This window comes from Lysobacter sp. TAF61 (assembly GCF_052113485.1).
GTDB lineage: Bacteria > Pseudomonadota > Gammaproteobacteria > Xanthomonadales > Xanthomonadaceae > Lysobacter_J.
Genome location: NZ_JBFRDH010000005.1, coordinates 263,877 through 284,269, shown reverse-complemented (window position 1 = coordinate 284,269; position 20,393 = coordinate 263,877). Strand labels below are relative to the sequence as shown.

Here is a 20,393-nt window from a genome sequence, read left to right as displayed (position 1 = left end):
GACGTTCAACGCGTCGATTATGCGGGCAGGCTGCCGCACCCCAGCGCCGCCAGCAGCGAATGCAACGCCGGCATCCGCATCAGCCACGGCGCCGCCAGCGTCAGCACGCCGGCGACCAGCACCAGCGTTGCGGCGGCATTGCGCCAGCGCGTCTGCAGCCAGCGCCCAAGGCGCGCGCCGCTCATCGTCAACGGCAACATCACCGGCAACGTTCCAAGGCCAAACGCGGCCATCGTCAGGGCGCCGTGCAGCGCGCTCGCCTGTAACCAGGCCGCGACCAGCAAGGTCGTGCTCAAGCCGCACGGCAGCCAGCCCCACAGCAAGGCCAGGCCAAGCCGTCGAGCCCGCGTGTTGGCCGGCAGCAGGCGCAGCTGCAGCGGGCGCAACAGCAGCCAGAGCCGGTTTCCAGGCCGCGACAGGAACGCCAGTCGCCCCTGCCGATCGAACAGGCGCAACGCAACGATCACCAGCACCAGCCCGACCAGCATGCGCAGGCCGAGCGCGAGGCCTTCGATCCGCGCGACCGAGACGATGCCATGGCCGAACCCGCCTGCGATCGCGCCGGCAATGACGTAGCCACCGATACGACCGAGGTTGGCCTCCAGCGCGATCCGGCCGGCGTTGCCGCTGGCGGTTGCCGAGAATCCGGTGGCGATGCCGCCGCACATCGCGGCGCAATGCACGCCGCCCAGCAGGCCGCTGAGCAGGGCCGCGCCGAGGGTCAGCCAGTCAATCGGCATCCTTGCCTTCCGCGGTTGCCGGCGAATCCTGAGAGGACTGCGACGTGGTGGCCGGCATCTGCTCGGCCGGCAGCGGATCCTCGCGCAGGATGTCGATGGCGGGCGTGTCGAGGTCATCGAACTGGCCGCGGCGCACGGCCCAGACGAATGCCCAGATCGCCACGCCGAGCAGGATCAGGCTGATCGGCACCAGCAGCAACAGGATGGTCATGCCGGCCTCTCCGTGCGGCGCCCCAGCCGCAACGCATTGAGGGTGACCAGCAGCGACGACATCGCCATGCCGACCGCGGCGATCCACGGCGTGACGTGCCCGCTCGCCGCCAGCGGCAGTGCCAGCAGGTTGTAGCCCAGCGCCCAGGCAAGGTTCTGGCGGACCACCGCACGGGTGCGGCGTGCAAGGGCTATCGCCTCGGGAATGCGCAGCAGCGAAGGGCTGGTGATGACGAAGTCGGCCGCGCGTTGCGCCAGCGCCGCGCCTTCGGCCATGGCGATCGAGACATCGGCGCCGGCCAGCACCGGGGCATCGTTGAGGCCGTCGCCGACCATGGCGACGATGCCACCGTGCGACTGCAACTGGCGCACGTGCGCGAGCTTCTGCTCGGGTGTCTGCCGCGATGCCACCGTGTCGATGCCGATGCCGGCGGCGAAGCGCCGCACCGACGCGTGCGCGTCGCCGCTGCACAGCTCGACTGCGAGGCCCTGCGCGCGCAATGCCGCCACCGCCTCGCGTGCGTCCTCCCGCCTGGCCTCGCTGACGGTGAAGCGGGCGACCGCGACCCCATCGCGGGCGAGCCAGAGTGCGCCGTCATCGTCGCCATTGGTAGCGAAGTCCGCGCGTCCCAATCGCCACAGTTGCTGGCCGATGCGGCCCTCGATGCCGAGGCCGGGCACACTGCGCAACTGCTCCACGCGATGGTCACTGTCGATATCGGCGAACGCGTGCGCGAGAGGATGGCCGCTGTCGCGCTCAAGCGCGGCGGCGATCGCCAGCGCGGCGTCTGGATCGTGCGTGCTCGGAGCGTGCGTGCTCGGAGCGTGCGTGCTCGGAGCGTGCGTGCTCGGAGCGTGCGCGTTCGGCTCCGGGGCGCCGTTCGCGGTGTCGTTGAAGATGCCGACCGAATCCAGTTGCGGCCGACCGTTGCTCAGCGTTCCGGTCTTGTCGAAGACGACGCGGTCCACCCGCGCCAGCGTCGACAGGGCGTCGCCGCGTAGTCCGAGCACGCCCATCCGTGCCAGCGCACCGTGCGCCGCCGTCAGCGCGGTCGGGATCGCCAGCGACAGCGCGCACGGGCAGCTCACGACCAGCAGCGCCAGGGTCACTTCCAGTGCCCGTGCCGGATCGTGCTGCTGCCACCAGGCATACACGGCCAGCGCGCACGGAAGCAGCGCCAGCACGAAGCCGCTGGCAATGCGGTCGGCGACACGCGCCAGCGCCGGCCGTTCGCCCTGGGCCTGTTCGACCAGCCGGGTCAGCTGCGACAGGCGCGTGTCGTTGCCGACGCGATTGACGCGGATGCGCGCGGCCTGTTCGCGGCAGATGCTGCCGGCCAGCGCAGTCGCGCCGGGCTGGCGCTGGACCGGTGCGGACTCGCCGCTGATCAGTGCTTCATCGAATCCCGAGGCATGGTCGAGCACGACGCCGTCGGCAGGCACCGATTCGCCCGAAGCCACGCGCACGACATCGCCGATGGCCAGGTCACTGATTGCGACCTGTTCGCGGCTGCCATCGTCGCGCTCGCGCGTTGCCAGCGCCGGCCGCGCCCGCGCCAGCGCATCGACCTGGGCGCTGGCGATGCGGCGCGCGCGCTGTTCGAACATTCGCGCCACCAGCAACAGCAGCACGAACATCACCGCCGCGTCGTACCAGACGTGGACGCCGCCGCGGATGGTTTCGACGAGGCTGGCGAAGTAGGCCAGCAGTGTCGACGAGGCGATCAGCGTGTCCATGCCGAGCCGGCGCCCGCGCAGCTCGCGCCACATGCCTTCCAGGAACGGCCAGCCGGAATAGAAGACCACCGGCGTGGACACCAGAAAGGTGATCCAGCGGAAGAAGTCGCGCGTGGGCAGCGGCATCTGCCCGCGCGTGTCCAGGTACAGCGCCTCGGCGAACATCATCGCCTGGATCGCACCGAGGCCGGCGACGCCAAGACGGATCAGCCAACGCCTGCGCTCCTGCCGCTGCGCCTGTTCGCGCTCCTCGCCGGTGGCCAGCCATGGGCGGTAACCCAGGGCATTCAGGCGCGACATCAGCGTCGACAAGGCCACCTGCCGCGGATCCCACGCGACCACGATGCGCCCGGTCACGGCATTGGCGCCGGCATCGAGCACGCCGGGCAGCCGCCGCAAGGCGCGGTCGACCAGCCACGCGCAGGCGGCGCAGCGCATTGCATCGGTGAGCACGGTGATCTCGCGACCGCCGGGCACGCTGCGGCTGTGCTCGGCAAGCACGACTTCGCGATCCCAGCCGGCGAAGTCGGCGGCGTCGGCATCGACGCGCCCGGCCGGCACCGTGCGCAGTCGGTAGTAGTCCTGGAGCGCGGCCTGCTGGATCCAGCTGGCCGCCGCGGCGCAGCCGTCGCAGCAGTACCGCTCGCCGTCGCTGGCGATGGCGCTGGTCTCGACGACAGGCTCGCCGCAATGGTGGCAGCTGGCGGCAACCGCACCTGCGAGATCGTCGCCTCGGGTCGGAGCCAGCGCGGTATGCGTGACACTCATGCAGACATCATCCCCCAATCGCGCAGTCGGCAAATACCCGATGGCCGGGATCGCCTGGTGCCGCGGCGATCAATCGTCCGCCAGCGCCGGAGCCAGGTGCGCCGCACGCTGCCCGGCCTGCAGGCGGCCGCGAAGACGCCAGCTCCGGTCGCGCGGCGCGAGCAGCAGCAGCCAGTCGTGCCCGGCCGCCGGCTCGACGTTGGCGCGCCAGCCCATCTCGCTCGGGGTCAGGTTGATGGTGCGGTCCTGCGCCGCCTCACTGGGGTGCGACAGGATCAGCGTCAGCGGTTCGTCGCGGGCGACACTGCCGTCGCCGAAGCCACCGGCCACTGGCAGCAGTTCGACCATGCCCTTGTCGACGCGCAGCACGGCCGACAGCTTCAACTCGCGCGCTCGCGCGTCCGGGCCCAGTTCGGTGAGCTGGATCTGCGCCGTACGCTGCACAGTGTCGATCACCGCATCGTCGCTGCCGCTGCGCACCGCTGCCACCAGCAGCCCCACGCCGGCGACGACCGAGACGATCGGCAGGCCGAGCACCAGCCACATGATCGGCATCCGCAGCGGGCTGGAACGTTCCATCACATCGGTCCGAAGAAAGTGGAAGGGACATCCGCCTGCGCGGCGCCATCGATGCGCTGCACCTTGAAGGTGACCTCGTGCTTGCCGCGCACGTCCCCGGGCGAGGACAGCGTCAACGGAAGGTTCAGCACCTGCTCGGCGGGCGCGTCGACGACCTGCGCGCCGCCGGTTGTCGCGCTGCCGACCAGGGTGATGCCGGCCGGGGCCTGCACGCTCACGCGGAACCGCTGCGCCTTGACGTCCTTGTTGACCAGCTTGAGGGTGTAACCGTTCTCGATGCGGTCGCCGGCCTCGCGGTAGAGCGCGTTGCGGTCGCGCAGGACTTCGGCGATCAGCGGGCTGCGATGGCCGACGCCCCAGGCCCAGCCCACGCACAGCGCGAGCAGCAGCAGGCCATAGGCGAACACGCGCGGTCGCAGCACGCGCGTGGGCTTGCCATCGATGGCGTTCTGCGTGGAGTAGCGGATGAGGCCCTTCGGGTAACCCATCTTGTCCATCACCTGGTCGCAGGCGTCGATGCAGGCGCCGCAGGCGATGCATTCGTACTGCAGGCCGTTGCGGATGTCGATGCCGGTCGGACAGACCTGCACGCAGATGGTGCAGTCGATGCAGTCACCCAGCTCTTCCGGCGCGAATCTCGGCAGCGGTGCCGCCTGAAGGCCGGCATCGGTGACCGCCGTGGTGCCGGCGGTCGCGACGGCGTGGCTGGAATGGTGCGCCGAGCGGAATACGTAGTCGTAGGCGGCCACCGGGTCGAGCAGGCCGCGCGCGCGCTCGAGCACGCTGGCCATGCCGCGCTTGCGTGGGCCGCGCGGTTCGCCGCGCATCGGGTCGTAGGCGATGATCAGTGTGTGGCGATCGAACATCGCGCTCTGGAAGCGCGCGTACGGGCACATGTACTTGCAGACCTGCTCGCGCAGGAAACCGGCGTTGCCCCAGGTGGCCAATGCGTAGAACAGCACCCAGAACAGCTCCCAGTTGCCCCAGCCCGGTGCGCTGCCCAACAGCGGCGCGCGTGCTGCCAGGTCGGTGATCGGGGTAAAGAAGCCGACGAAGGTGAAGCCGGTCCACAGCGCGAACACCAGCCACAGCAGGTGCTTGCTGCCCTTGCGCACGAACTTGTTGCGGTTCCACGGGCCGGCGTCGAGCTTCATCCGCGCATTGCGGTCGCCCTCGGTCCATTGCTCCATCCACAGGAACACCTCGGTCCACACTGTCTGCGGGCAGGCGTAGCCGCACCACAGGCGGCCGGCGAGGGCGGTGAAGAAGAACAGGGCAAAGCCGGCGATCACCAGCAGCGCCGCCAGGAAGACGAAATCCTGCGGCCAGAAGTTCAGGCCGAACACGTAGAACTTGCGCGCCGGCAGGTCGAACAACACCGCCTGGCGGCCATCCCAGCGCAACCACGGGAACCCGTAGAACATTCCCAGCAGCACCACCACCGCGACCTTGCGCCAGGTCTGGAAGCCGCCATCGACATCGCGCGGGTAGATCTTGCGCTCGCTCACATACAGCGCGCTGCCACCGTCATCGAGCAGGTCGAGCGGGATCTTCTTGGTCATTGCGGGTTACTCGGCTCACTCCGGCGGCAAGGGCCGGTTGTAGCGACTGGCAGGGCGAAGCAGGATCCAGGTGAACAGGCTCGAGGCGGCAGTGGCCAGCCAGAACATGAAGAAGGCGATGGAATAGCCGAGCGTGCGCGTCAGTGGCAGGTCGGGGAAGGTCATGTCGCGCAGCGCCAGCGGGTCGACGAAGGCGAAGAACACCATCGTCATCACTGCGGCCGAGAAAAAGCTCGGCCACAGGATCGCCCCGAGTCGCTGCGTCAATGGACGCGGCGGATGGTCGAAACGCGGGGCGGTGTAGTCGGTCATCTGCGCTCGGTCATCGGGTCGCGGTGGTGGCCGGTTTGCCGGAGTGCGACAGCGACCAGACGTAGGCGCCGACCAGACGCGCGCGGGTCTCGCCAAGGATCTGCCGGTGCGCCGGCATGCTGCCGTGGCGGCCGCTGGTGATGGTCTGGCGCATGCTCTGCGTAGTGTTGCCGTAGAGCCAGTAGTCGTCGGTAAGGTCCGGCGCGCCCAGCTCCTGGTTGCCCTTGCCGTCGACGCCGTGGCAGGCCACGCAGACGCCGTTGTAGAGGCCCTTGCCCTGCGCTGCCATGTAGTTGTTCTGCATGCTGTCCGGGTCCGACAACGTGCGCACGTAGGCGATGACGTAGTCGACGGCGTTGTCGCCACCCATGCCGGTCAGGACCTTGCCCCATTCCGGCATCACGCCTTCGCGGCCGTCCAGCACAGTCTGCAGGATGCGGTCGGGCGAACCGCCCCAGTGCCAGATGTCGTCGCTGAGGTTGGGATAGCCGATCGCGCCACGCGCCGACGAGCCGTGGCAGGTCGCGCAGGTGTTGTTGAAGATCGAACGGCCCAGCGCCACCGCCTTGGGGTCGCGGGCGATGATGTCGATCGACTTGCCCGCATACGGTGCGAAGGTCTGCTCGAGCTTGCGGTCGTCGCGCGCCTTCGCTTCCGCCTGCTCGCCGGCCGAAGTCCACTTGCTCACGCCAGCGAACGCGCCCAGGCCCGGGTAGTAGATGAGGTAACCGATGGCGAAGACGATGGTGATGTAGAACAGGTTGATCCACCAGCGCGGCATCGGCTTGTTGTATTCGGTGATGTCGCCGTCCCAGTAGTGGCTGGTTTCGGTCGGTCCCGGATCGCCGGGCTTGCGCTTGCCGGTCCACCACAGCAGCCACACGCAGCCCAGGATGTTGAGCGTGACGATGGCGATCACGTACCACGACCAGCCGGCGGTCATGACCTTTTCTCCTTCTTGGCGTCAACGCCCCACTCATCGAGTGGAAGTTGCGCGGCCGCATCGAACTCCGACTTTCGCCGCGGGCTCCAGACCCAGATCCAGCCGCCGACGAACAACACCAGCAGCAACGCCGTGATGATTCCCGACACCATGTCAGCCTCCCCTCGGTGCGTGCTTGCCAAGGCCCTGCAGGTAGGCGACCACTGCGTCGAGTTCGGTCTTGCCGCTGACCGCGGCGCGCGCGCCGCTCAGGTCCTTCTCGGTATACGGGTCGCCGATGCGCTTGAGCGCGCGCATGCGGCGCTCGACCTCCTCGCCGTCGACCTTGTTCTCGGCCAGCCACGGGAAGCCGGGCATGTTCGACTCGGGCACCACGTCGCGCGGATTGAGCAGGTGCACGCGGTGCCAGTCATCGGAGTAACGGCCGCCGACGCGGGCCAGGTCCGGGCCGGTGCGCTTGCTGCCCCATTGGAACGGATGGTCGTAGACCGATTCGCCGGCAAGTGAGTAATGGCCGTAGCGCTCGGTCTCGAAGCGCAGCGTGCGCACCATCTGCGAGTGGCAGTTGTAGCAGCCTTCGCGGACGTAGACGTCGCGACCGGCCAGTTGCAATGCCGGGTACGGCTTGACCCCGGGAAGCGGCTTGATCGCCTCGGCCTGGAACATCAGCGGCACGATCTCGGCCAGGCCGCCGAACGACACGGCCACGGCGATCAGCACCGCCATCAGGCCTACGTTGGTTTCGACTTTCTCGTGGGAGTGGCTCATGGCTGCTCTGCGTCCTTGTCAGGCGTGGGCGCGGACGGTGTCCGGCGGCATCACCGGGGTCGGAACGATTTCAGGCGCCCGTTGCCAGGTGCGACTCACGTTCCACGCCATCACGAACATGCCGGCCAGCACCACCAGTCCACCGGCAAGCCGGCCGAGGTAGTAGGGGTAGGTGGCATTGAGTGCCTCGACGAAGCTGTAGGTCAGCGTGCCGTCAGGGTTGGTCGCGCGCCACATCAGGCCCTGCATCACGCCCGCTATCCACATCGAGGCGATGTACAGCAGCACGCCGATGGTGTGCAGCCAGAAGTGCAGGTCCACGGCCTTGACCGAGAACATCTCCTTCTGCCCGAGCAGGCGCGGCAGCAGCGAGTAGATCGAGCCGATCGAGATCATCGCCACCCAGCCCAGCGCGCCGGCATGGACGTGGCCGACGGTCCAGTCGGTGTAGTGCGAGAGCGAGTTGACCGTCTTGATCGACATCATCGGCCCCTCGAACGTGGCGATCATGTAGAACGAAATCGCGACGATCAGGAACTTGAGGATCGGGTCGGTCCGCAGTTTGTCCCATGCCCCGGACAGGGTCATGATGCCGTTGATCGCGCCGCCCCAGCTCGGCGCCAGCAGCACCAGCGAGAACACCATGCCCAGCGACTGCGCCCAGTCCGGCAGCGCGGTGTATTGCAGATGGTGCGGGCCGGCCCACATGTAGATGGCGATCAGCGCCCAGAAGTGCACGATCGACAGCCGGTACGAATACACCGGGCGCCCGGCCTGCTTGGGCACGAAGTAGTACATCATGCCGAGGAAGCCGGCGGTCAGGAAGAAGCCGACCGCGTTGTGCCCATACCACCATTGCGCCATCGCATCGACCGCGCCGCTGTACATCGAGTACGACTTGGTGAACCCGACCGGGATCGACATGTTGTTGACGATGTGGAGCAGCGCAATGGTGATGATGTACGCGCCGAAGAACCAGTTGGCTACGTAGATGTGCCGCACCCGCCGCTTCACGATCGTGCCGAAGAACACCACGCCGTACGCCACCCAGACCGCGGTGATCAGCAGGTCGATCGGCCACTCGAGCTCGGCGTATTCCTTGCCCTGGGTCATGCCCATCGGCAGGGTGATCGCGGCGGCGACGATCACCGCGTTCCAGCCCCAGAAGGTGAACGCAGCGAGCTTGTCGGAGAACAGCCTGACGTGGCAGGTGCGCTGCACGATGTGGTAGCTGGTGGCGAACAGCGCCGAGCCACCGAAGGCGAAGATCACCGCGTTGGTGTGCAGCGGCCGCAGGCGTCCGTAGCTGAGCCAGGGCACGTCGAAGTTGAGCGCGGGCCAGTACAGCTGCGCGGCGATGAGCACGCCAGCCGCCATGCCGACGATGCCCCAGACCACCGTCATCGCCGCGAACTGGCGGACGACCTTGTCGTTATAGGTTTCTGCAACCGCTTGCATTTGGGCGAGCCCCTTTCCGTGCGCCGGGTCGGCGGCATTCTAGGAACGCGCAGTCCAAGCGCGTTTGACCTGGATCAATTTGCTGGTGGGCACTGCAGGGCGGACTGGTTTTCCCCCCGCGCACAGCGTTCCGAGCCTAGTGCTCGGCGCGTGAAGGTCGTTTCATTTCGTGAAGGTGATCTGGTGACGGCCGCGGGTGCCTGTCACGCGCCAACCCCGTGCGGCTGGATCAGGCCAGTCGCGATGCCCGCTGCAACCATGCCGATGAGCGCGATGGACAGACCGATCCGCCAGGTAAGTGCATTGACCGCGCGTTTGCTCTGGCCTCGATCGACCAGCATGTAATAGAGGGCCGCGCCGAGGTTGTAGGCGATCAGGCCGAGGAAGGCGACGACGAAAAGGGTTTTCATGGGAGGGCCGGACCTTGGGAGTCATGGGGCTGGCGGGGGCGCAGGCGCTGGAACCAGGCCCGGCGCAGGAGCAGGGCGAGGGTCATCACCCCGAGGTAGAGGCCGTAGGCCAGCGAAGTCGCCAGGACCTGCTTCCACATCGGCCCGAAGCCGGGATCGGCATGCCACATGCCCCAGTACATGCCGGCCATGGCGGCCGCGGTGGCCAGCGCCAGCGCCGCCGAGTCGGCCAGCAGCCGTGCCGGCCCGCGCGGCTGGCGCGGATAGAGCCAGTACAGGACCGAAAGGATGGCGAACCAGGGGGCGAAGAGGATCAGGGCAAGGTGCAGTTGCACGTCCGCGGACATGGCGGTCGGGCTCGTGGTGGGGAGTGCGCGCAGTCTAGGCCGAGGGTATCAGTAGGCATAGAATCAGAAATGGCGAAAAAAACCAGATCAGATGGGGTGTCAGACGGGCCGTCAGTTGGACTGGACCAATGAAGCGCTACCAGGCCCTTGCCGACGACCTCGCCCACTCCATCCAGGCCGGCGTCTTCCGCCCTGGCGAGCGTCTGCCGTCGGTGCGCCAGACCTGCGCGGCGCGCAAGCTCAGCCCGGCAACCGTGTTCCAGGCCTATTACCTGCTCGAGGCGAGGGGGCTGGTGGAGTCGCGGGCGCGTTCGGGCTACTACGTCGCCCCGCACCCTCGTTTGCTGCCGCCGGAACCGGAGATCGCCTCGCGCCCGGACGGCGACTCGCGCAGCGTGGATGTCAGCGAGCTGGTGTTCGAGGTGCTGCAATCGGCGATGGACCGGGAGGTGGTGCCCTTCGGTTCCGCCTTCCCGAGCCCGCTGCTGTTCCCGCTGCCCAGGCTCGGCCGCGCCGTTGCCGCCACCGCGGTCGAACTCGATCCGTGGAGCACGGTCGACGACCTCACACCGGGCCTGGCCGAACTGCGTCGACAGATCAGCCAGCGCTACCTCATCGATGGCATCGAGGTCGCTGCCGACGAGATCGTCATCACCAACGGCGCGATGGAGGCGCTGACCCTGTCGATCGCCGCGGTGACCAAGCCGGGCGATGCGGTGCTGGTCGAGTCGCCGTGCTTCTATGCCGTGCTGCAGACGCTGGAGCGCAATGGCCTGCATGCCATCGAAGTGCCAACGCATCCGCGCGACGGCATCGACCTGCCCGCACTGGCGGCCGCGATCCGTCGCCATTCACCGCGTGCGTGCTGGTTGATGCCGACCTTCCACAACCCGCTCGGCGCGACCGTGCCCGAAACGGTCAAGCGTGAGCTGGTGTCGCTGCTCGCCCTGCATGCGATCCCGCTGATCGAGGACGACGTCTACGCCGAGCTGCACTTCGGCCCGAAACGCCTGCTGCCGGCCAAGGCGTTCGACCGCGACGGCCTGGTGATGCACTGCTCGTCGTTCTCCAAATGCCTCGCGCCGGGCTATCGCATCGGCTGGGTCGCCGCCGGCAAGTTCCGCCAGGCGATCGCGCGCAACAAGCTCACCACCACCCTCAACACCAACGTCCCGGCGCAGCTGGCGATCGCACGCTATCTGCAGCGCGGTGGCTACGACCGCCATCTGCGCCGCCTGCGTTCGACACTGGCAACGCAACAGGAGCAGTACATCGCTGCGGTCGCGCGTCACTTTCCGGCCGGCACCCGCGTGACGCGACCGCTCGGCGGATATTTCGCATGGATCGAATTGCCCGCCGGCAGCGATGCGCTCGGATTGCAGCGGCAGGCGGTGCGCAGCGGCATCAGCATCGCGCCGGGGCCGATCTTTTCCGCCAGTCGCGGCTTCGGCCATTGCCTGCGACTCAACTTCGGCCACCCGCTCGATGCGCGCGCCGACGCGGCGTTGCAGCGGCTGGGCGCCATGGCGGCCATTCAGACCGGGCCCGCGTAGCCTGCGCTGCGGCGCGGCTTCATCTCCCCTATAGGTGCAGTGCCTAGAATCCGCGGCATGAGCCGGTTCCACGCCACTGTGGTCGTCGCAGTGCTCGCGCTGTCCGTGGCCGCGCCTGCGCAGGCGCGCAAGGTCTACCGTTGCGTGCGCGACGGCACGGTCAGTCTGTCGACCGCGCCGGAGCCGGGCTCGCGCTGCAAGGCGCGCGAGATCGACGACAACGCGGTTGCCGTGCCCAATCTGTGGGGCAGTGGCGGCGCGGTCAGCGGCACGCTCTACCAGCGCGAGCAGGACGGCAAGACCGTCTACGGCACGCGCAAGCTACCGGGCTCGATCAAGGTGCTGGCCTTCACCGTGCCGGCGCCGCCGGGCGAGCCGGCGCATACCGGCCTGGGCCAGGTGGGCCCGGCGCAGATCGACCGCTACCCGAAACAGTTCCGCGCCGCCGCACGCGCGACCGGTGTCGATGAGGCCTGGTTGCGCGCGATCGCGCATGCCGAAAGCGGCTTCGACGCGAATGCCGTATCGCCCAAGGGCGCGCAGGGCGTGATGCAGTTGATGCCTGCGACCAGCCGCGAATACGGCGTGGTCGATCCGTTCTCATCGGGGCAGTCGATCGATGCCGGTGCGCGTCACCTGCGCGCGCTGATGCGCCGTTACCACGACGACCTCACCCTCGTCGCCGCGGCCTACAACGCCGGCATAGGCGCCGTTGCCCGCTATGGCGGCGTGCCGCCGTATGCCGAAACCCAGGCCTACGTGGCCAAGGTGCAGGTGCTGCACGCGCGTTATCGCAACGCGCTGGGAATGAAGCCGCTGGCGGTGCCGAACGCGTCGGCTGCGTTGCCTTGACGGCACCGCCCAGGACGGCTCAGGCCATGGCCTTGGTCGATTCCCAGGGCAGCGGCGTTGCCCCGGATGCGATCAGGGTCGGCTCGAGCGCGTCGAGGAATTCCTTCTTGCCATCGAGCACCACCAGGATGCGCCCGGCCTGGATCTCGGCGTCGAATTTTCGCCGGATCGGATCCGGGATCGACGAGCCCACCAGCGCCGATGCCCAGCAGCCCACGGCTGCACCGGCCACGGTTGCCGCTGCTGCGCCGGCCAGGGTCAGGCCGATCGGGGTCAGGACCACCGCCGCAAGTCCGGCAAGCAACCCTGCGGCACCGCCGTAGCCGGCGCCACGCATCGCGGCCGGCATCAGGTCGGTGTCGGCTTCCTTGCGTTCGTTGGGAATGCCTTCCAGCTCGATGTCCGAGCGCGCGACCAGGAGGATGTCGTGATCGTCGATGCCCGAGCTGCGTGCGGTGTTCATCACCGTTTGCGCGGTGTCCAGATCGGGCGTGCTGAATACGTGCCGCATCTTCATTGTCTGTCTCCCGCACTGCGATGGGAGCCTGCCTGCCGGGCGTGCATGGCTGGGCGGGGCCCACTACTCGCAGCCGATGGCGCAAGCTTTGCCGTGCCCGGGTTAGAGGCGCGTGATGAGCCGGCTGCCACAATGACGGTGCTAAGGTGCCACGCATCCAGACCCTGCACAGGTGTGCCAATGACTGCCGCATCCCGCCCGTTGCTGATCGCGATCACGCTCCTCCTGGCCGCCTGCAAGGCGCAGGCTCCCACGCCTCCCGCGCAGCCCGAGCCGGCAACGCCGCAGGTCACCGCCGATACGTCCGCCGAGCCGGCACGCTCCACCGATGCACCGCTTCCGGCCGAACCCACGCCGGCGACGGGCACGCCAGCAGCCAGCACCACCGCGGCACTGCCGTCGGCGTTCGTCGACAAAGTCTGGAAGGTCAAGCAGACGAGCGCGGGCCAGCCCGGTTCGACCTACACGTTCCTGGCCGATGGCACGCTGGTGGTGGATTCACCCAATGCCACGCCGATGCATGGCCGCTGGTCGTTCGACAAGGGCGCGCTGGTGATGGTGGAGGAAGGCATCAGCTACCCGACCGACATCCTTGCCATCGATGCCACGCAGTTCCACATCCGCAGCAACAACCCGGGCGAGCCGGTGGACATCGTGCTCGAACCGGCCCCTGACCAGACGCTGCCGAAGCCCTGAAACCCAGGCAGCGTCCCACGCCATCCGCGGTGACAGCGCCGCGGCCCCGGCCACCGAGGAGGAAGCCATGCTTCCCACCGTCGACGTGCAATGCCCCTACTGCGGTGAAACCATCACCCTGGTGATCGATGACTCTGCCGGTTCTCAGAACTACATCGAGGACTGCCAGGTCTGTTGCCGGCCGATCACCGTCGTCGTCGAGTTCGACGAAGAGGGCGTGCCTTGCGCGGACGTCCGTGGCGAGGACGAAGCCTGAGACGGCATCGCTGCTTCGCGCGCATGCAATCGCGCGCATGCAATCGCGCGCATGCAATCGCATGTAGCGCCGCATGCCGTCGCGCTTGATCGAATCGGCCGGTTGAAGCCCTCACTGGTGAAGGTTGTGTTGTGTTCATCAATCCAGCCGCGTCCGGGCAGGCTTGAACTTCGGCCTGCGTCACATTCATCGGCAAACGCGGTCACCAAAACGGGTCCGCGCTAGCGGCATTGGCCCGGCGCGTGGTTAAGAAAACGCTGGTTTAACGATCGCCGCCGCAGAAGCGTTCATGCGCGCGCCGGCAAGGTGGGGTCGTGCGGCACGTCAGGGGCAACGTTGCCCTTCCGCGCAATTGAACTGGCATCAATGCCGCCCACCCCAGGAGACACGCATGACCATCCATTCCCGCAAGCCGCTGCTCGCCGCCGTCGCCCTGATGGCCGCGCTGTCCGCACCGCTGGCGTTCGCCCAGTCGGCCACCCCGGAAGCGACCCAGGCCCAGGATGCCGCCGCGGCCCCGGCCGAACCCGCCGCTGCCGCTTCGACGGCTGCGCCGCAGAAGAAGAGCTGGTCCGACGTCGACTCCAACAAGGACGGCGCGCTGAGCAAGACCGAAGCCGCCACCGTCCCGGCCCTGGGCCAGGTGTTCGACAAGGCTGACGCCAATGCCGATGGCGCGCTCACCACCGACGAATACAAGGCCTACGTCGCCAAGGTCCAGACCACCCCGGGCAAGAGCCACAGCGGCGGCTAAACCCGCTCCGCGTTTTCACCTCCCCCACGACAGGGGCGGCCTCGGCCGCCCTTGTTCTTTTGCGCCAGGCGATGCCCCGGCGAAGGCACCATTCGGCCTCATAATGCGCACATGAGTACGATCCAATTGATCGGCTTCGATGCCGACGACACCCTCTGGCGCAGCCAGGACTACTTCGACCAGGCACAGGACGACTTCGAACGCATCGTCGGCACCTACGTCGACCTGCACGACGCACGCGTGCACGAACGCCTGTACGAAGTCGAGAAAGGCAACATCGCCCTGTTCGGCTACGGCGTGAAGGGCATGGTGCTGTCGATGATCGAAGCGGCCGTCGACATCACCGGCTCGCGCATCAGCGCCCAGGACCTGCACCGCATTGTCACGCTCGGCAAGGACCTGCTGCGCCACCCGGTTGAACTGCTGCCGGGCATCCGCGAAGCTGTGGAAGCGATCGCGTCGGAGTTCGACGTCGTGTTGATCACCAAGGGCGACCTGTTCCACCAGGAAGCCAAGGTGCGCCAGTGCGGATTCGCCGACCTGTTCCGCCGCATCGAGATCGTCAGCGAGAAGGACTCCGCCACCTACGCGCGCCTGCTCGAGGAGTTCGACCTGCCGGCCGAACGTTTCGTCATGGTCGGCAACTCGCTTCGCTCCGACATCGCACCGGTGCTGGAACTCGGCGGCTGGGGCATCCATGTGCCGTATCACACCAACTGGGTGCACGAGAACGAAGCCGACGTCGCCGACGATGCCCCGCGCCTGCGCCGCGTCGACCATGCCGCGCAACTGCCGGCGATGGTCCGGCAACTGGCCGCCGCAGCCGGCTGACCGCAGCCAGCCGACCACCGACGGACCGGCCAACCCCAACGCCAGTTAAGCGGTCCCGGGCAGGGGCGGTTTCATTAAAAAGCTGTTCACCCGAGTCGCCCCATCTTGATGTCGTGCCCGCCGGGGGGTGGGCAAACAAGGAGAATCAAGATGGCTACCGTCCTGTCCCGCTGGATGGCTACTGTGGTACTTGCCGCCGGCCTGGGTACGGTTGCGATGGCGCCGACGCCTGCGCGTGCCGGCGAGGGCGACGACTGGGTGCGCGTGGTCGTGGATGTGGCCGACGTGATCTACCACAGCGGCTACCCCTATTACCGCTACGACAACGGTTACCGCGACCGCCTGATCGTGGTCCAGGACTACGGGCGTCCCAGGTACTACCGCCGCGTATATCGCGCCGGCCCGCCTTACGGCAACGCGTACGGCTACTACAACAACGGCAACTGCAACAAGCACGGAAAGTGCACGGTGCGTTACTACGACGGCCGCTACGACCACCATCGCGACCGCGTCTACTACTCCGATCGCGACCGTGGCCGTTACGACAACCGCTACGACGGCAACCGCTACGTCCGTTACGACGACGACGGCTATCGCGACGACCGCCGCCACCGCGACCACGACGACGACTGATCATGGCCGCACCGCAGTTCGACAACGGCACCGCATCGGTGCCGTTGTCGTTTCTGGTCGCCCCGGCGAAAACCTCGTATAAATGCCCGGCCAACGGCTTTCGGGTTCCCGGCGCGGTTTCAGAACGGATTCACCCCCGCGCCCCCAGCATTCCCGCCATCCGCAGTTGAGAGCACAACGCCATGCCTTCCCCCTGGAAGTCGAAATTCGCCGGGCTGTTCGTTGCCGTGGTTGGCCTGTCAGGCGCCGGCGCGGCTTCGGCGCAGGACTACACCTTCGGCTGGAACCCGCGCAGCGGCGACGGCTGGGTGGACACCTGGGCTGGCGACATGAACCGCTATGGCAGCCGCTATCGCGACCCGTTCGTCGACGAGATGGTCCGCTACTACGGCGCGCCGCGCGAGCTGGTGACCGATCTACTTGGCGATCGCCGATGGGCGCCGGGTGACGTCTACCTGGCCTGCTCGATCGCCTCGATCATCGGACGCCCGTGCCGCTACGTCGTCGACATCTGGGAACGCGACCACGGCCAGGGCTGGGGCAACGTTGCCCAGGGCCTGGGCATCAAGTCGGGCTCGGCGGAGTTTCATCGCCTGAAGAAGGGCTTCGTGCCCAGTTACGACCGCTGGGGTCGCACGATCACGATCGACTCCGACCTCGAGCGCGACTTCCCGGGCCGCGGCAAGGGTGTGCAGGGCAAGTCCGGCAAGGGCAAGCCGGCCCAGGCGTCTGCCAACGGCAACAGCTCGGGCAAGAGCAAGGGCAACGGAAAGGACTGAGGCCTGCGCAATGGCCGGCAGGCAGTGGTGAACACGCACTGTCGCTGCCGCACTATCATTGCGGCATGACCACCTCATCCCCCATCCGCATCGTCGCTTACGCACCGCGCTGGCGCGAAGACTTCGCCACGCTCAACCTGGAATGGCTCGAACGCTGGTTCACTGTCGAACCGATCGACCGTGAAGTGCTTGGCGACCCGGAGACCCACATCCTCGCCGGTGGCGGGCATGTGTTGTTTGCAATCGACGCAGAGGATCGCGCAGTCGGCACGGTCGCGCTCAAGCGCGAATCCGATGGCGTTTACGAACTGACCAAGATGGTCGTTGCGGTGGACCTGCGTGGCGCCGGGGTCGGCCGCCTGCTGATGCAGGGCGCGATCGACGCATTCCAGGCCTGTGGTGGCAAGGAACTGTTCCTGGAGTCGAGCAAGCAACTCGGTCCGGCGCTTGCGTTATACGAGAGCGTCGGCTTCCGCCATTACCCGGCGCCGCGACCGGGATCGCACTACGCGCGCGCTGACGTTTACATGGTGTGGGAGCCTGGCGCGGGCTAGGCAGCGCGTCGCCGTTTCAGAGCTTCGACCCGCCATCGACGCGGATCGTGACGCCGGTGATCCAGCGCGCATCTTCTGAGGCGAGAAAGCGGACGACGCTGGCAATGTCGTCAGGCATCGCCAGGCGTTTCAATGCCTGGATGCCAAGGGCGTAGGTCCGTCCGGACTCGGTCTTGGTGAAGTTGGACATGTCCGTATCGACGATGCCCGGCGCAATCGCATTGACGCGTATGCCGCGTTGGCCAAGCGCGGCGGCAAAGTGCTTAACGAGTGTTTCCACTGCACCTTTGCTTGCCGCATAGGCCGGGAACCCGACGGACGTATGCGCTGCCAGCGATGAAAGGAAGACCACGCTGCTACCCATCCCCATCGTGGAAAGCAGGTGCTGCACAAGGAAGAACGGCGCGCGGACATTCAGTGCGAACAGCGCGTCGAAGTCTTCGATCGTCGTGTCCTCGATGATGGCGGCCTTGGCCATGCCGGCATTGGCGACAAGGATGTCCAGGCGATCGCCCACGACACTGCGTACCTGGTTGGCGAGCCGGGTAGCACCGTCAGCCGCGAGCAGATCCTCGCCAATCGTTTCGGCATGCCCGCCGTTGCTGCGGATCACCGAAGCCACGGCCTCCGCCTCTCCCTGGCCGCGGCCGTAGTGGAGCAGGACACGTGCCCCGGACGCGGCCAATGCGAGCGCACTGGCGCGGCCGATGCCACGCGAGGCCCCGGTCACCAAGGCAGTTTTTCCGCTCAGGTCAGTCATCGTGGACCACCTTGGCCGGCTCACCGCGCCAGTAGCTGTTGGCGGCCGCGATCGTGGCGAACTCCGTAGCCACCACCTGACTGATCTGGATCAACGCCGAGGCATCGGACTCGTAGACCGCCCGCAGCCGCGCGCGGACCTGTTCATCGGGCTGGGTTGCCTTCACGGTCAATCTGGCCATCTTCACGGCGAGCTTGCGGCCGTCCTCGGGCGTGGCGGTGATGAGGGAATTTCCCGGTACCAGTTCCAGGCTCATGCCGGATTCTCCTGTCCTGAGAGGCGCTCGTCCGCTACCCGGCGAGAGCAGGGGGTGCAGTGGCCAATACCGGTTAACATCGGCCCGTCAGACGATCGACCTGTCCGCCGCCGGGGGTGAGGCAACGATGAGTCAAGGTGCCTATGGCCAGCGACTGGCGCATGCGTTCCGCATGCAAGCGCCGCCTACCCTGCTTTCCCGGACGCAGGGCGGCGCGCAACTGGCGGTTACGGAGCTTGTCGGCAACATGCCAGGCTTTGGCTTCACCGCTCCGCAACCCATCGAGGATGCGTACCTCATCGGGCTCCAACTGCGGGGATTGCTGCGCCATGAGCTGTGGACGAACGGGCGCTCGGTGAAGGTCATGCCCATCGGGCAGGGAACGACGCATATCTACGACATGCGGTGCAATCCGATCGCCTACATTGAAGACCCGTTCCATCCTCTGTTCCTGTATCTGCCGCGCGCGGCTTTGACCGAGCTCGGCGACCACCAGGACATCGCCGTCTCGGGCGAACTGCGACACGTAGATGGCGTCTGGTTTGAAGATCCGGTCATCCTCCACCTGATGACGAGCATGCTGCCCGCGGTCCGGGCGGAACAGGCGACCAACGCGCTGTACGTCGATTACGTGTTGCTGGCGTTGCGTACGCATCTGGTTCACGCCTATGGCGACGTTGGAAGGCAGGCGCAACCCGCTCGGGGCGCGCTGGCACCGTGGCGGGAACGGCGCGCCAAGGAGCTCATGCGCGCCCATGTCAGAGAAGGCATTTCGCTCGCCGAACTTGCCCAGGCCTGCGGGCTGTCTGCTGGCACCTTTGCCACGTTGTTCAAGCGGACCACAGGTGTGACCCCACACCAGTGGCTGTTGCAGCGCCGGGTGGAGTGCGCCATCGAAATGATGTCGGACGCCGCGGTATCCCTTGCCGACGTCGCACTGCTATGTGGATTTGCAGACCAGGCCCACTTCACTCGTGTGTTCTCCCGGCAGGTGGGGGTGAGTCCAGGCGCGTGGCGGGCCGGCATTGCCCCCTGAGCCAATCACTTCGACGCCGCGGCCACCGGCTCCTGGGCGGACTGGCGGTGAGCGAATGAGATGGGATACGCGCCGTGTCGGATGGTGAGCATCGGATCGGCTGCCACGATGCCGTCGGGCACGTTCAAAGGAAGGAACACGGTGCTTCGGTCCAGCCTGGCTTCATCCGGCGCCATCGCCTCGATGCGGATCGTGCCCAGCTCGACCAGCTTGCGATCTTCAGGCCAAGCCACGGACGGGTTGTCGATGACGTCGCCGGGCGCGGCGATCTGCGCTTGCCAGCGATACTGGACAGCGCCCTTGCCCAGGTGCCCGGGCAATTCCTTCGACAGGTAGTCAGGGCCGGCCGCGGCGATGGCCTGCCTGGACAGGAATGCCTCGCCTGCGACTGGGATCAGGCGGTAGCGGACGTACGCTTTGGCACCACTGGCGTTGGTGAACTGGAACGCATTGACGCCGAAGTAGCTCAAGCTCAGGTAGCTCTGCGCAAGCGGCTTCTGCGTGGTAAGGAAGGTCTTGGCGACAGGATGGCTCTGCAAGAACGTGTCGAGTGCCGTCGGTTTCGCAGCGTCCGGGCCGCTGCTGCCAATGGCGATCAGCAACTCCCTGAACTCGGCGGCCGTCGCCGTCGGGAAGCCGTTGAAGCTGTGCGATACGACATCCATGCTGCTGCCGTCAGCGAGCTTGAACTTGATCGCCATTCCGCGCGGGTTTGCGTGGCCGTCCGTGTCGGGAATGTCCGGGATTCCGGTGAAGTCGGAGAAGCGCACCAGCACCGGGACAGAGTGCTCACGGAACAGCGACCCTTTGCTCAGTGACGAGGCTTCCCGGGAGGGGGTGAAGGTGCCGGTCACCATGACACCCTTTGCGTGCACGGCGCGGACGTGGTGATCGCCGAACGCGGTGTGCAGCGCGTCGACCATCGCTCCTGGCGTGGGTTGGGGAGATTGGCTCGCGGCGGGAGCTGCCGTGGGTGCTTTGGTGGCAGTTGCTGGCGCAGGCACCCTGGCACTGCTTGAGCAGGCGGCCAGAGCAAGGCCAGCGAGGGGCACCAGGCACATGAGCCTTGCCCGGGAACGATG

General features: G+C 67.2%; 27 protein-coding genes. 11 read left to right on the top strand and 16 right to left on the bottom strand.

From position 1 onward, the window contains the following. Positions 1 to 17 precede the first annotated feature (17 nt). From AB4Y64_RS13380 to AB4Y64_RS13325, 12 genes are all read right to left on the bottom strand, one after another. The gene (locus AB4Y64_RS13380) at positions 18 to 740 is read right to left on the bottom strand and encodes a sulfite exporter TauE/SafE family protein (protein WP_441816946.1); all 723 of its coding nucleotides are present in this window, start codon (positions 738 to 740) and stop codon (positions 18 to 20) included. Then, entirely contained in the window at positions 730 to 951 is a 222-nt protein-coding gene (gene ccoS, locus AB4Y64_RS13375; RefSeq protein WP_441816945.1) for a cbb3-type cytochrome oxidase assembly protein CcoS, read from the bottom strand. Before ccoS ends, AB4Y64_RS13380 begins: the two co-directional genes overlap by 11 nt. Next, complete coding sequence (locus AB4Y64_RS13370) at positions 948 to 3,455, bottom strand: heavy metal translocating P-type ATPase (RefSeq protein ID WP_441816944.1); 2,508 nt, start codon at positions 3,453 to 3,455, stop codon at positions 948 to 950. The genes ccoS and AB4Y64_RS13370 overlap by 4 nt, the downstream gene beginning before the upstream one ends. A 69-nt stretch (positions 3,456 to 3,524) precedes the next feature. After that, positions 3,525 to 4,034 carry a FixH family protein gene (locus AB4Y64_RS13365; RefSeq protein ID WP_441816943.1) on the bottom strand — a complete coding sequence of 170 codons (510 nt, stop codon included), beginning with the start codon at positions 4,032 to 4,034 and terminating at the stop codon, positions 3,525 to 3,527. Then, positions 4,034 to 5,596: a 4Fe-4S dicluster domain-containing protein gene (locus AB4Y64_RS13360; protein WP_441816942.1), complete on the bottom strand. Its 1,563-nt coding sequence runs from the start codon at positions 5,594 to 5,596 to the stop codon at positions 4,034 to 4,036. Before AB4Y64_RS13360 ends, AB4Y64_RS13365 begins: the two co-directional genes overlap by 1 nt. 15 nt (positions 5,597 to 5,611) lie before the next feature. Continuing rightward, entirely contained in the window at positions 5,612 to 5,908 is a 297-nt protein-coding gene (locus AB4Y64_RS13355) for a hypothetical protein (RefSeq protein WP_441816941.1), read from the bottom strand. Positions 5,909 to 5,918: 10 nt separating this feature from the next. Then, positions 5,919 to 6,851, bottom strand: coding sequence for a cytochrome-c oxidase, cbb3-type subunit III (gene ccoP / locus AB4Y64_RS13350; protein ID WP_441816940.1), 933 nt, complete (start codon positions 6,849 to 6,851; stop codon positions 5,919 to 5,921). Next, positions 6,848 to 7,003: a cbb3-type cytochrome oxidase subunit 3 gene (locus AB4Y64_RS13345; RefSeq protein WP_441816939.1), complete on the bottom strand. Its 156-nt coding sequence runs from the start codon at positions 7,001 to 7,003 to the stop codon at positions 6,848 to 6,850. Before AB4Y64_RS13345 ends, ccoP begins: the two co-directional genes overlap by 4 nt. Before the next feature lies 1 nt (position 7,004). Beyond that, entirely contained in the window at positions 7,005 to 7,619 is a 615-nt protein-coding gene (gene ccoO, locus AB4Y64_RS13340) for a cytochrome-c oxidase, cbb3-type subunit II (protein WP_441816938.1), read from the bottom strand. Between the two features lie 18 nt (positions 7,620 to 7,637). Continuing rightward, positions 7,638 to 9,077: a cytochrome-c oxidase, cbb3-type subunit I gene (ccoN, locus tag AB4Y64_RS13335; RefSeq protein ID WP_441816937.1), complete on the bottom strand. Its 1,440-nt coding sequence runs from the start codon at positions 9,075 to 9,077 to the stop codon at positions 7,638 to 7,640. 203 nt (positions 9,078 to 9,280) lie between these two features. After that, positions 9,281 to 9,487 carry a twin transmembrane helix small protein gene (locus tag AB4Y64_RS13330; RefSeq protein ID WP_441816936.1) on the bottom strand — a complete coding sequence of 69 codons (207 nt, stop codon included), beginning with the start codon at positions 9,485 to 9,487 and terminating at the stop codon, positions 9,281 to 9,283. After that, complete coding sequence (locus tag AB4Y64_RS13325; protein ID WP_441816935.1) at positions 9,484 to 9,834, bottom strand: hypothetical protein; 351 nt, start codon at positions 9,832 to 9,834, stop codon at positions 9,484 to 9,486. Before AB4Y64_RS13325 ends, AB4Y64_RS13330 begins: the two co-directional genes overlap by 4 nt. Positions 9,835 to 9,962: 128 nt before the next feature. On the opposite strand from AB4Y64_RS13325, the gene AB4Y64_RS13320 reads away from it, so the two are divergent. Further along, on the top strand, positions 9,963 to 11,387 hold the full coding sequence (locus AB4Y64_RS13320; protein WP_441816934.1) for an aminotransferase-like domain-containing protein: 1,425 nt from the start codon (positions 9,963 to 9,965) through the stop codon (positions 11,385 to 11,387). Between the two features lie 57 nt (positions 11,388 to 11,444). Then, positions 11,445 to 12,239, top strand: coding sequence for a lytic transglycosylase domain-containing protein (locus AB4Y64_RS13315; RefSeq protein WP_441816933.1), 795 nt, complete (start codon positions 11,445 to 11,447; stop codon positions 12,237 to 12,239). A 19-nt stretch (positions 12,240 to 12,258) separates the two neighbouring features. Here the strand turns inward: AB4Y64_RS13315 and AB4Y64_RS13310 are convergent, their stop codons facing one another. Beyond that, a complete protein-coding gene (locus AB4Y64_RS13310) occupies positions 12,259 to 12,756 on the bottom strand; it encodes a hypothetical protein (RefSeq protein WP_441816932.1) in 498 nt (165 codons plus the stop codon). A 180-nt stretch (positions 12,757 to 12,936) separates the two neighbouring features. Between AB4Y64_RS13310 and AB4Y64_RS13305 the strand changes: the two genes are divergently transcribed. The 8 genes from AB4Y64_RS13305 to AB4Y64_RS13270 all read left to right on the top strand — a co-directional run bounded on the left by AB4Y64_RS13305 (position 12,937) and on the right by AB4Y64_RS13270 (position 17,259). Then, on the top strand, positions 12,937 to 13,452 hold the full coding sequence (locus AB4Y64_RS13305; RefSeq protein ID WP_441816931.1) for a hypothetical protein: 516 nt from the start codon (positions 12,937 to 12,939) through the stop codon (positions 13,450 to 13,452). Positions 13,453 to 13,519: 67 nt separating this feature from the next. Then, positions 13,520 to 13,708, top strand: coding sequence for a CPXCG motif-containing cysteine-rich protein (locus tag AB4Y64_RS13300; protein WP_441816930.1), 189 nt, complete (start codon positions 13,520 to 13,522; stop codon positions 13,706 to 13,708). Between the two features lie 391 nt (positions 13,709 to 14,099). Further along, positions 14,100 to 14,462, top strand: a complete 363-nt coding sequence (locus tag AB4Y64_RS13295) for an EF-hand domain-containing protein (protein WP_441816929.1) — start codon at positions 14,100 to 14,102, stop codon at positions 14,460 to 14,462. Between the two features lie 111 nt (positions 14,463 to 14,573). Beyond that, positions 14,574 to 15,293, top strand: a complete 720-nt coding sequence (locus AB4Y64_RS13290) for an HAD family hydrolase (RefSeq protein WP_441816928.1) — start codon at positions 14,574 to 14,576, stop codon at positions 15,291 to 15,293. A 150-nt stretch (positions 15,294 to 15,443) separates the two neighbouring features. Next, positions 15,444 to 15,926: a hypothetical protein gene (locus AB4Y64_RS13285; RefSeq protein ID WP_441816927.1), complete on the top strand. Its 483-nt coding sequence runs from the start codon at positions 15,444 to 15,446 to the stop codon at positions 15,924 to 15,926. Positions 15,927 to 15,928: 2 nt separating this feature from the next. Beyond that, the gene (locus tag AB4Y64_RS13280; RefSeq protein WP_441816926.1) at positions 15,929 to 16,096 is read left to right on the top strand and encodes a hypothetical protein; all 168 of its coding nucleotides are present in this window, start codon (positions 15,929 to 15,931) and stop codon (positions 16,094 to 16,096) included. A gap of 12 nt (positions 16,097 to 16,108) precedes the next feature. After that, positions 16,109 to 16,705 carry a hypothetical protein gene (locus AB4Y64_RS13275; protein WP_441816925.1) on the top strand — a complete coding sequence of 199 codons (597 nt, stop codon included), beginning with the start codon at positions 16,109 to 16,111 and terminating at the stop codon, positions 16,703 to 16,705. Between the two features lie 65 nt (positions 16,706 to 16,770). Further along, positions 16,771 to 17,259, top strand: a complete 489-nt coding sequence (locus AB4Y64_RS13270) for a GNAT family N-acetyltransferase (RefSeq protein WP_441816924.1) — start codon at positions 16,771 to 16,773, stop codon at positions 17,257 to 17,259. A 16-nt stretch (positions 17,260 to 17,275) separates the two neighbouring features. Here AB4Y64_RS13270 and AB4Y64_RS13265 read toward each other — a convergent pair whose 3' ends face one another. Beyond that, on the bottom strand, positions 17,276 to 18,019 hold the full coding sequence (locus tag AB4Y64_RS13265; protein ID WP_441816923.1) for an SDR family NAD(P)-dependent oxidoreductase: 744 nt from the start codon (positions 18,017 to 18,019) through the stop codon (positions 17,276 to 17,278). After that, positions 18,012 to 18,275, bottom strand: a complete 264-nt coding sequence (locus AB4Y64_RS13260) for a hexameric tyrosine-coordinated heme protein (RefSeq protein WP_441816922.1) — start codon at positions 18,273 to 18,275, stop codon at positions 18,012 to 18,014. The genes AB4Y64_RS13265 and AB4Y64_RS13260 overlap by 8 nt, the downstream gene beginning before the upstream one ends. Before the next feature lie 127 nt (positions 18,276 to 18,402). Here AB4Y64_RS13260 and AB4Y64_RS13255 point away from each other — a divergent pair, with 127 nt between their 5' ends. After that, positions 18,403 to 19,311 carry a helix-turn-helix domain-containing protein gene (locus AB4Y64_RS13255; RefSeq protein ID WP_441816921.1) on the top strand — a complete coding sequence of 303 codons (909 nt, stop codon included), beginning with the start codon at positions 18,403 to 18,405 and terminating at the stop codon, positions 19,309 to 19,311. Between the two features lie 5 nt (positions 19,312 to 19,316). Here AB4Y64_RS13255 and AB4Y64_RS13250 read toward each other — a convergent pair whose 3' ends face one another. Beyond that, positions 19,317 to 20,234, bottom strand: coding sequence for a catalase family peroxidase (locus AB4Y64_RS13250; protein ID WP_441816920.1), 918 nt, complete (start codon positions 20,232 to 20,234; stop codon positions 19,317 to 19,319). Positions 20,235 to 20,393: the final 159 nt, after the last annotated feature.

Coding starts and splice junctions, on each gene's coding strand:
- AB4Y64_RS13380 (WP_441816946.1), bottom strand. CDS start 740: ATGCCGATTGACTGGCTGACCCTCGGCGCGGCCCTGCTCAGCGGCCTG.
- ccoS (WP_441816945.1), bottom strand. CDS start 951: ATGACCATCCTGTTGCTGCTGGTGCCGATCAGCCTGATCCTGCTCGGC.
- AB4Y64_RS13370 (WP_441816944.1), bottom strand. CDS start 3,455: ATGAGTGTCACGCATACCGCGCTGGCTCCGACCCGAGGCGACGATCTC.
- AB4Y64_RS13365 (WP_441816943.1), bottom strand. CDS start 4,034: ATGGAACGTTCCAGCCCGCTGCGGATGCCGATCATGTGGCTGGTGCTC.
- AB4Y64_RS13360 (WP_441816942.1), bottom strand. CDS start 5,596: ATGACCAAGAAGATCCCGCTCGACCTGCTCGATGACGGTGGCAGCGCG.
- AB4Y64_RS13355 (WP_441816941.1), bottom strand. CDS start 5,908: ATGACCGACTACACCGCCCCGCGTTTCGACCATCCGCCGCGTCCATTG.
- ccoP (WP_441816940.1), bottom strand. CDS start 6,851: ATGACCGCCGGCTGGTCGTGGTACGTGATCGCCATCGTCACGCTCAAC.
- AB4Y64_RS13345 (WP_441816939.1), bottom strand. CDS start 7,003: ATGGTGTCGGGAATCATCACGGCGTTGCTGCTGGTGTTGTTCGTCGGC.
- ccoO (WP_441816938.1), bottom strand. CDS start 7,619: ATGAGCCACTCCCACGAGAAAGTCGAAACCAACGTAGGCCTGATGGCG.
- ccoN (WP_441816937.1), bottom strand. CDS start 9,077: ATGCAAGCGGTTGCAGAAACCTATAACGACAAGGTCGTCCGCCAGTTC.
- AB4Y64_RS13330 (WP_441816936.1), bottom strand. CDS start 9,487: ATGAAAACCCTTTTCGTCGTCGCCTTCCTCGGCCTGATCGCCTACAAC.
- AB4Y64_RS13325 (WP_441816935.1), bottom strand. CDS start 9,834: ATGTCCGCGGACGTGCAACTGCACCTTGCCCTGATCCTCTTCGCCCCC.
- AB4Y64_RS13320 (WP_441816934.1), top strand. CDS start 9,963: ATGAAGCGCTACCAGGCCCTTGCCGACGACCTCGCCCACTCCATCCAG.
- AB4Y64_RS13315 (WP_441816933.1), top strand. CDS start 11,445: ATGAGCCGGTTCCACGCCACTGTGGTCGTCGCAGTGCTCGCGCTGTCC.
- AB4Y64_RS13310 (WP_441816932.1), bottom strand. CDS start 12,756: ATGAAGATGCGGCACGTATTCAGCACGCCCGATCTGGACACCGCGCAA.
- AB4Y64_RS13305 (WP_441816931.1), top strand. CDS start 12,937: ATGACTGCCGCATCCCGCCCGTTGCTGATCGCGATCACGCTCCTCCTG.
- AB4Y64_RS13300 (WP_441816930.1), top strand. CDS start 13,520: ATGCTTCCCACCGTCGACGTGCAATGCCCCTACTGCGGTGAAACCATC.
- AB4Y64_RS13295 (WP_441816929.1), top strand. CDS start 14,100: ATGACCATCCATTCCCGCAAGCCGCTGCTCGCCGCCGTCGCCCTGATG.
- AB4Y64_RS13290 (WP_441816928.1), top strand. CDS start 14,574: ATGAGTACGATCCAATTGATCGGCTTCGATGCCGACGACACCCTCTGG.
- AB4Y64_RS13285 (WP_441816927.1), top strand. CDS start 15,444: ATGGCTACCGTCCTGTCCCGCTGGATGGCTACTGTGGTACTTGCCGCC.
- AB4Y64_RS13280 (WP_441816926.1), top strand. CDS start 15,929: ATGGCCGCACCGCAGTTCGACAACGGCACCGCATCGGTGCCGTTGTCG.
- AB4Y64_RS13275 (WP_441816925.1), top strand. CDS start 16,109: ATGCCTTCCCCCTGGAAGTCGAAATTCGCCGGGCTGTTCGTTGCCGTG.
- AB4Y64_RS13270 (WP_441816924.1), top strand. CDS start 16,771: ATGACCACCTCATCCCCCATCCGCATCGTCGCTTACGCACCGCGCTGG.
- AB4Y64_RS13265 (WP_441816923.1), bottom strand. CDS start 18,019: ATGACTGACCTGAGCGGAAAAACTGCCTTGGTGACCGGGGCCTCGCGT.
- AB4Y64_RS13260 (WP_441816922.1), bottom strand. CDS start 18,275: ATGAGCCTGGAACTGGTACCGGGAAATTCCCTCATCACCGCCACGCCC.
- AB4Y64_RS13255 (WP_441816921.1), top strand. CDS start 18,403: ATGAGTCAAGGTGCCTATGGCCAGCGACTGGCGCATGCGTTCCGCATG.
- AB4Y64_RS13250 (WP_441816920.1), bottom strand. CDS start 20,234: ATGGTCGACGCGCTGCACACCGCGTTCGGCGATCACCACGTCCGCGCC.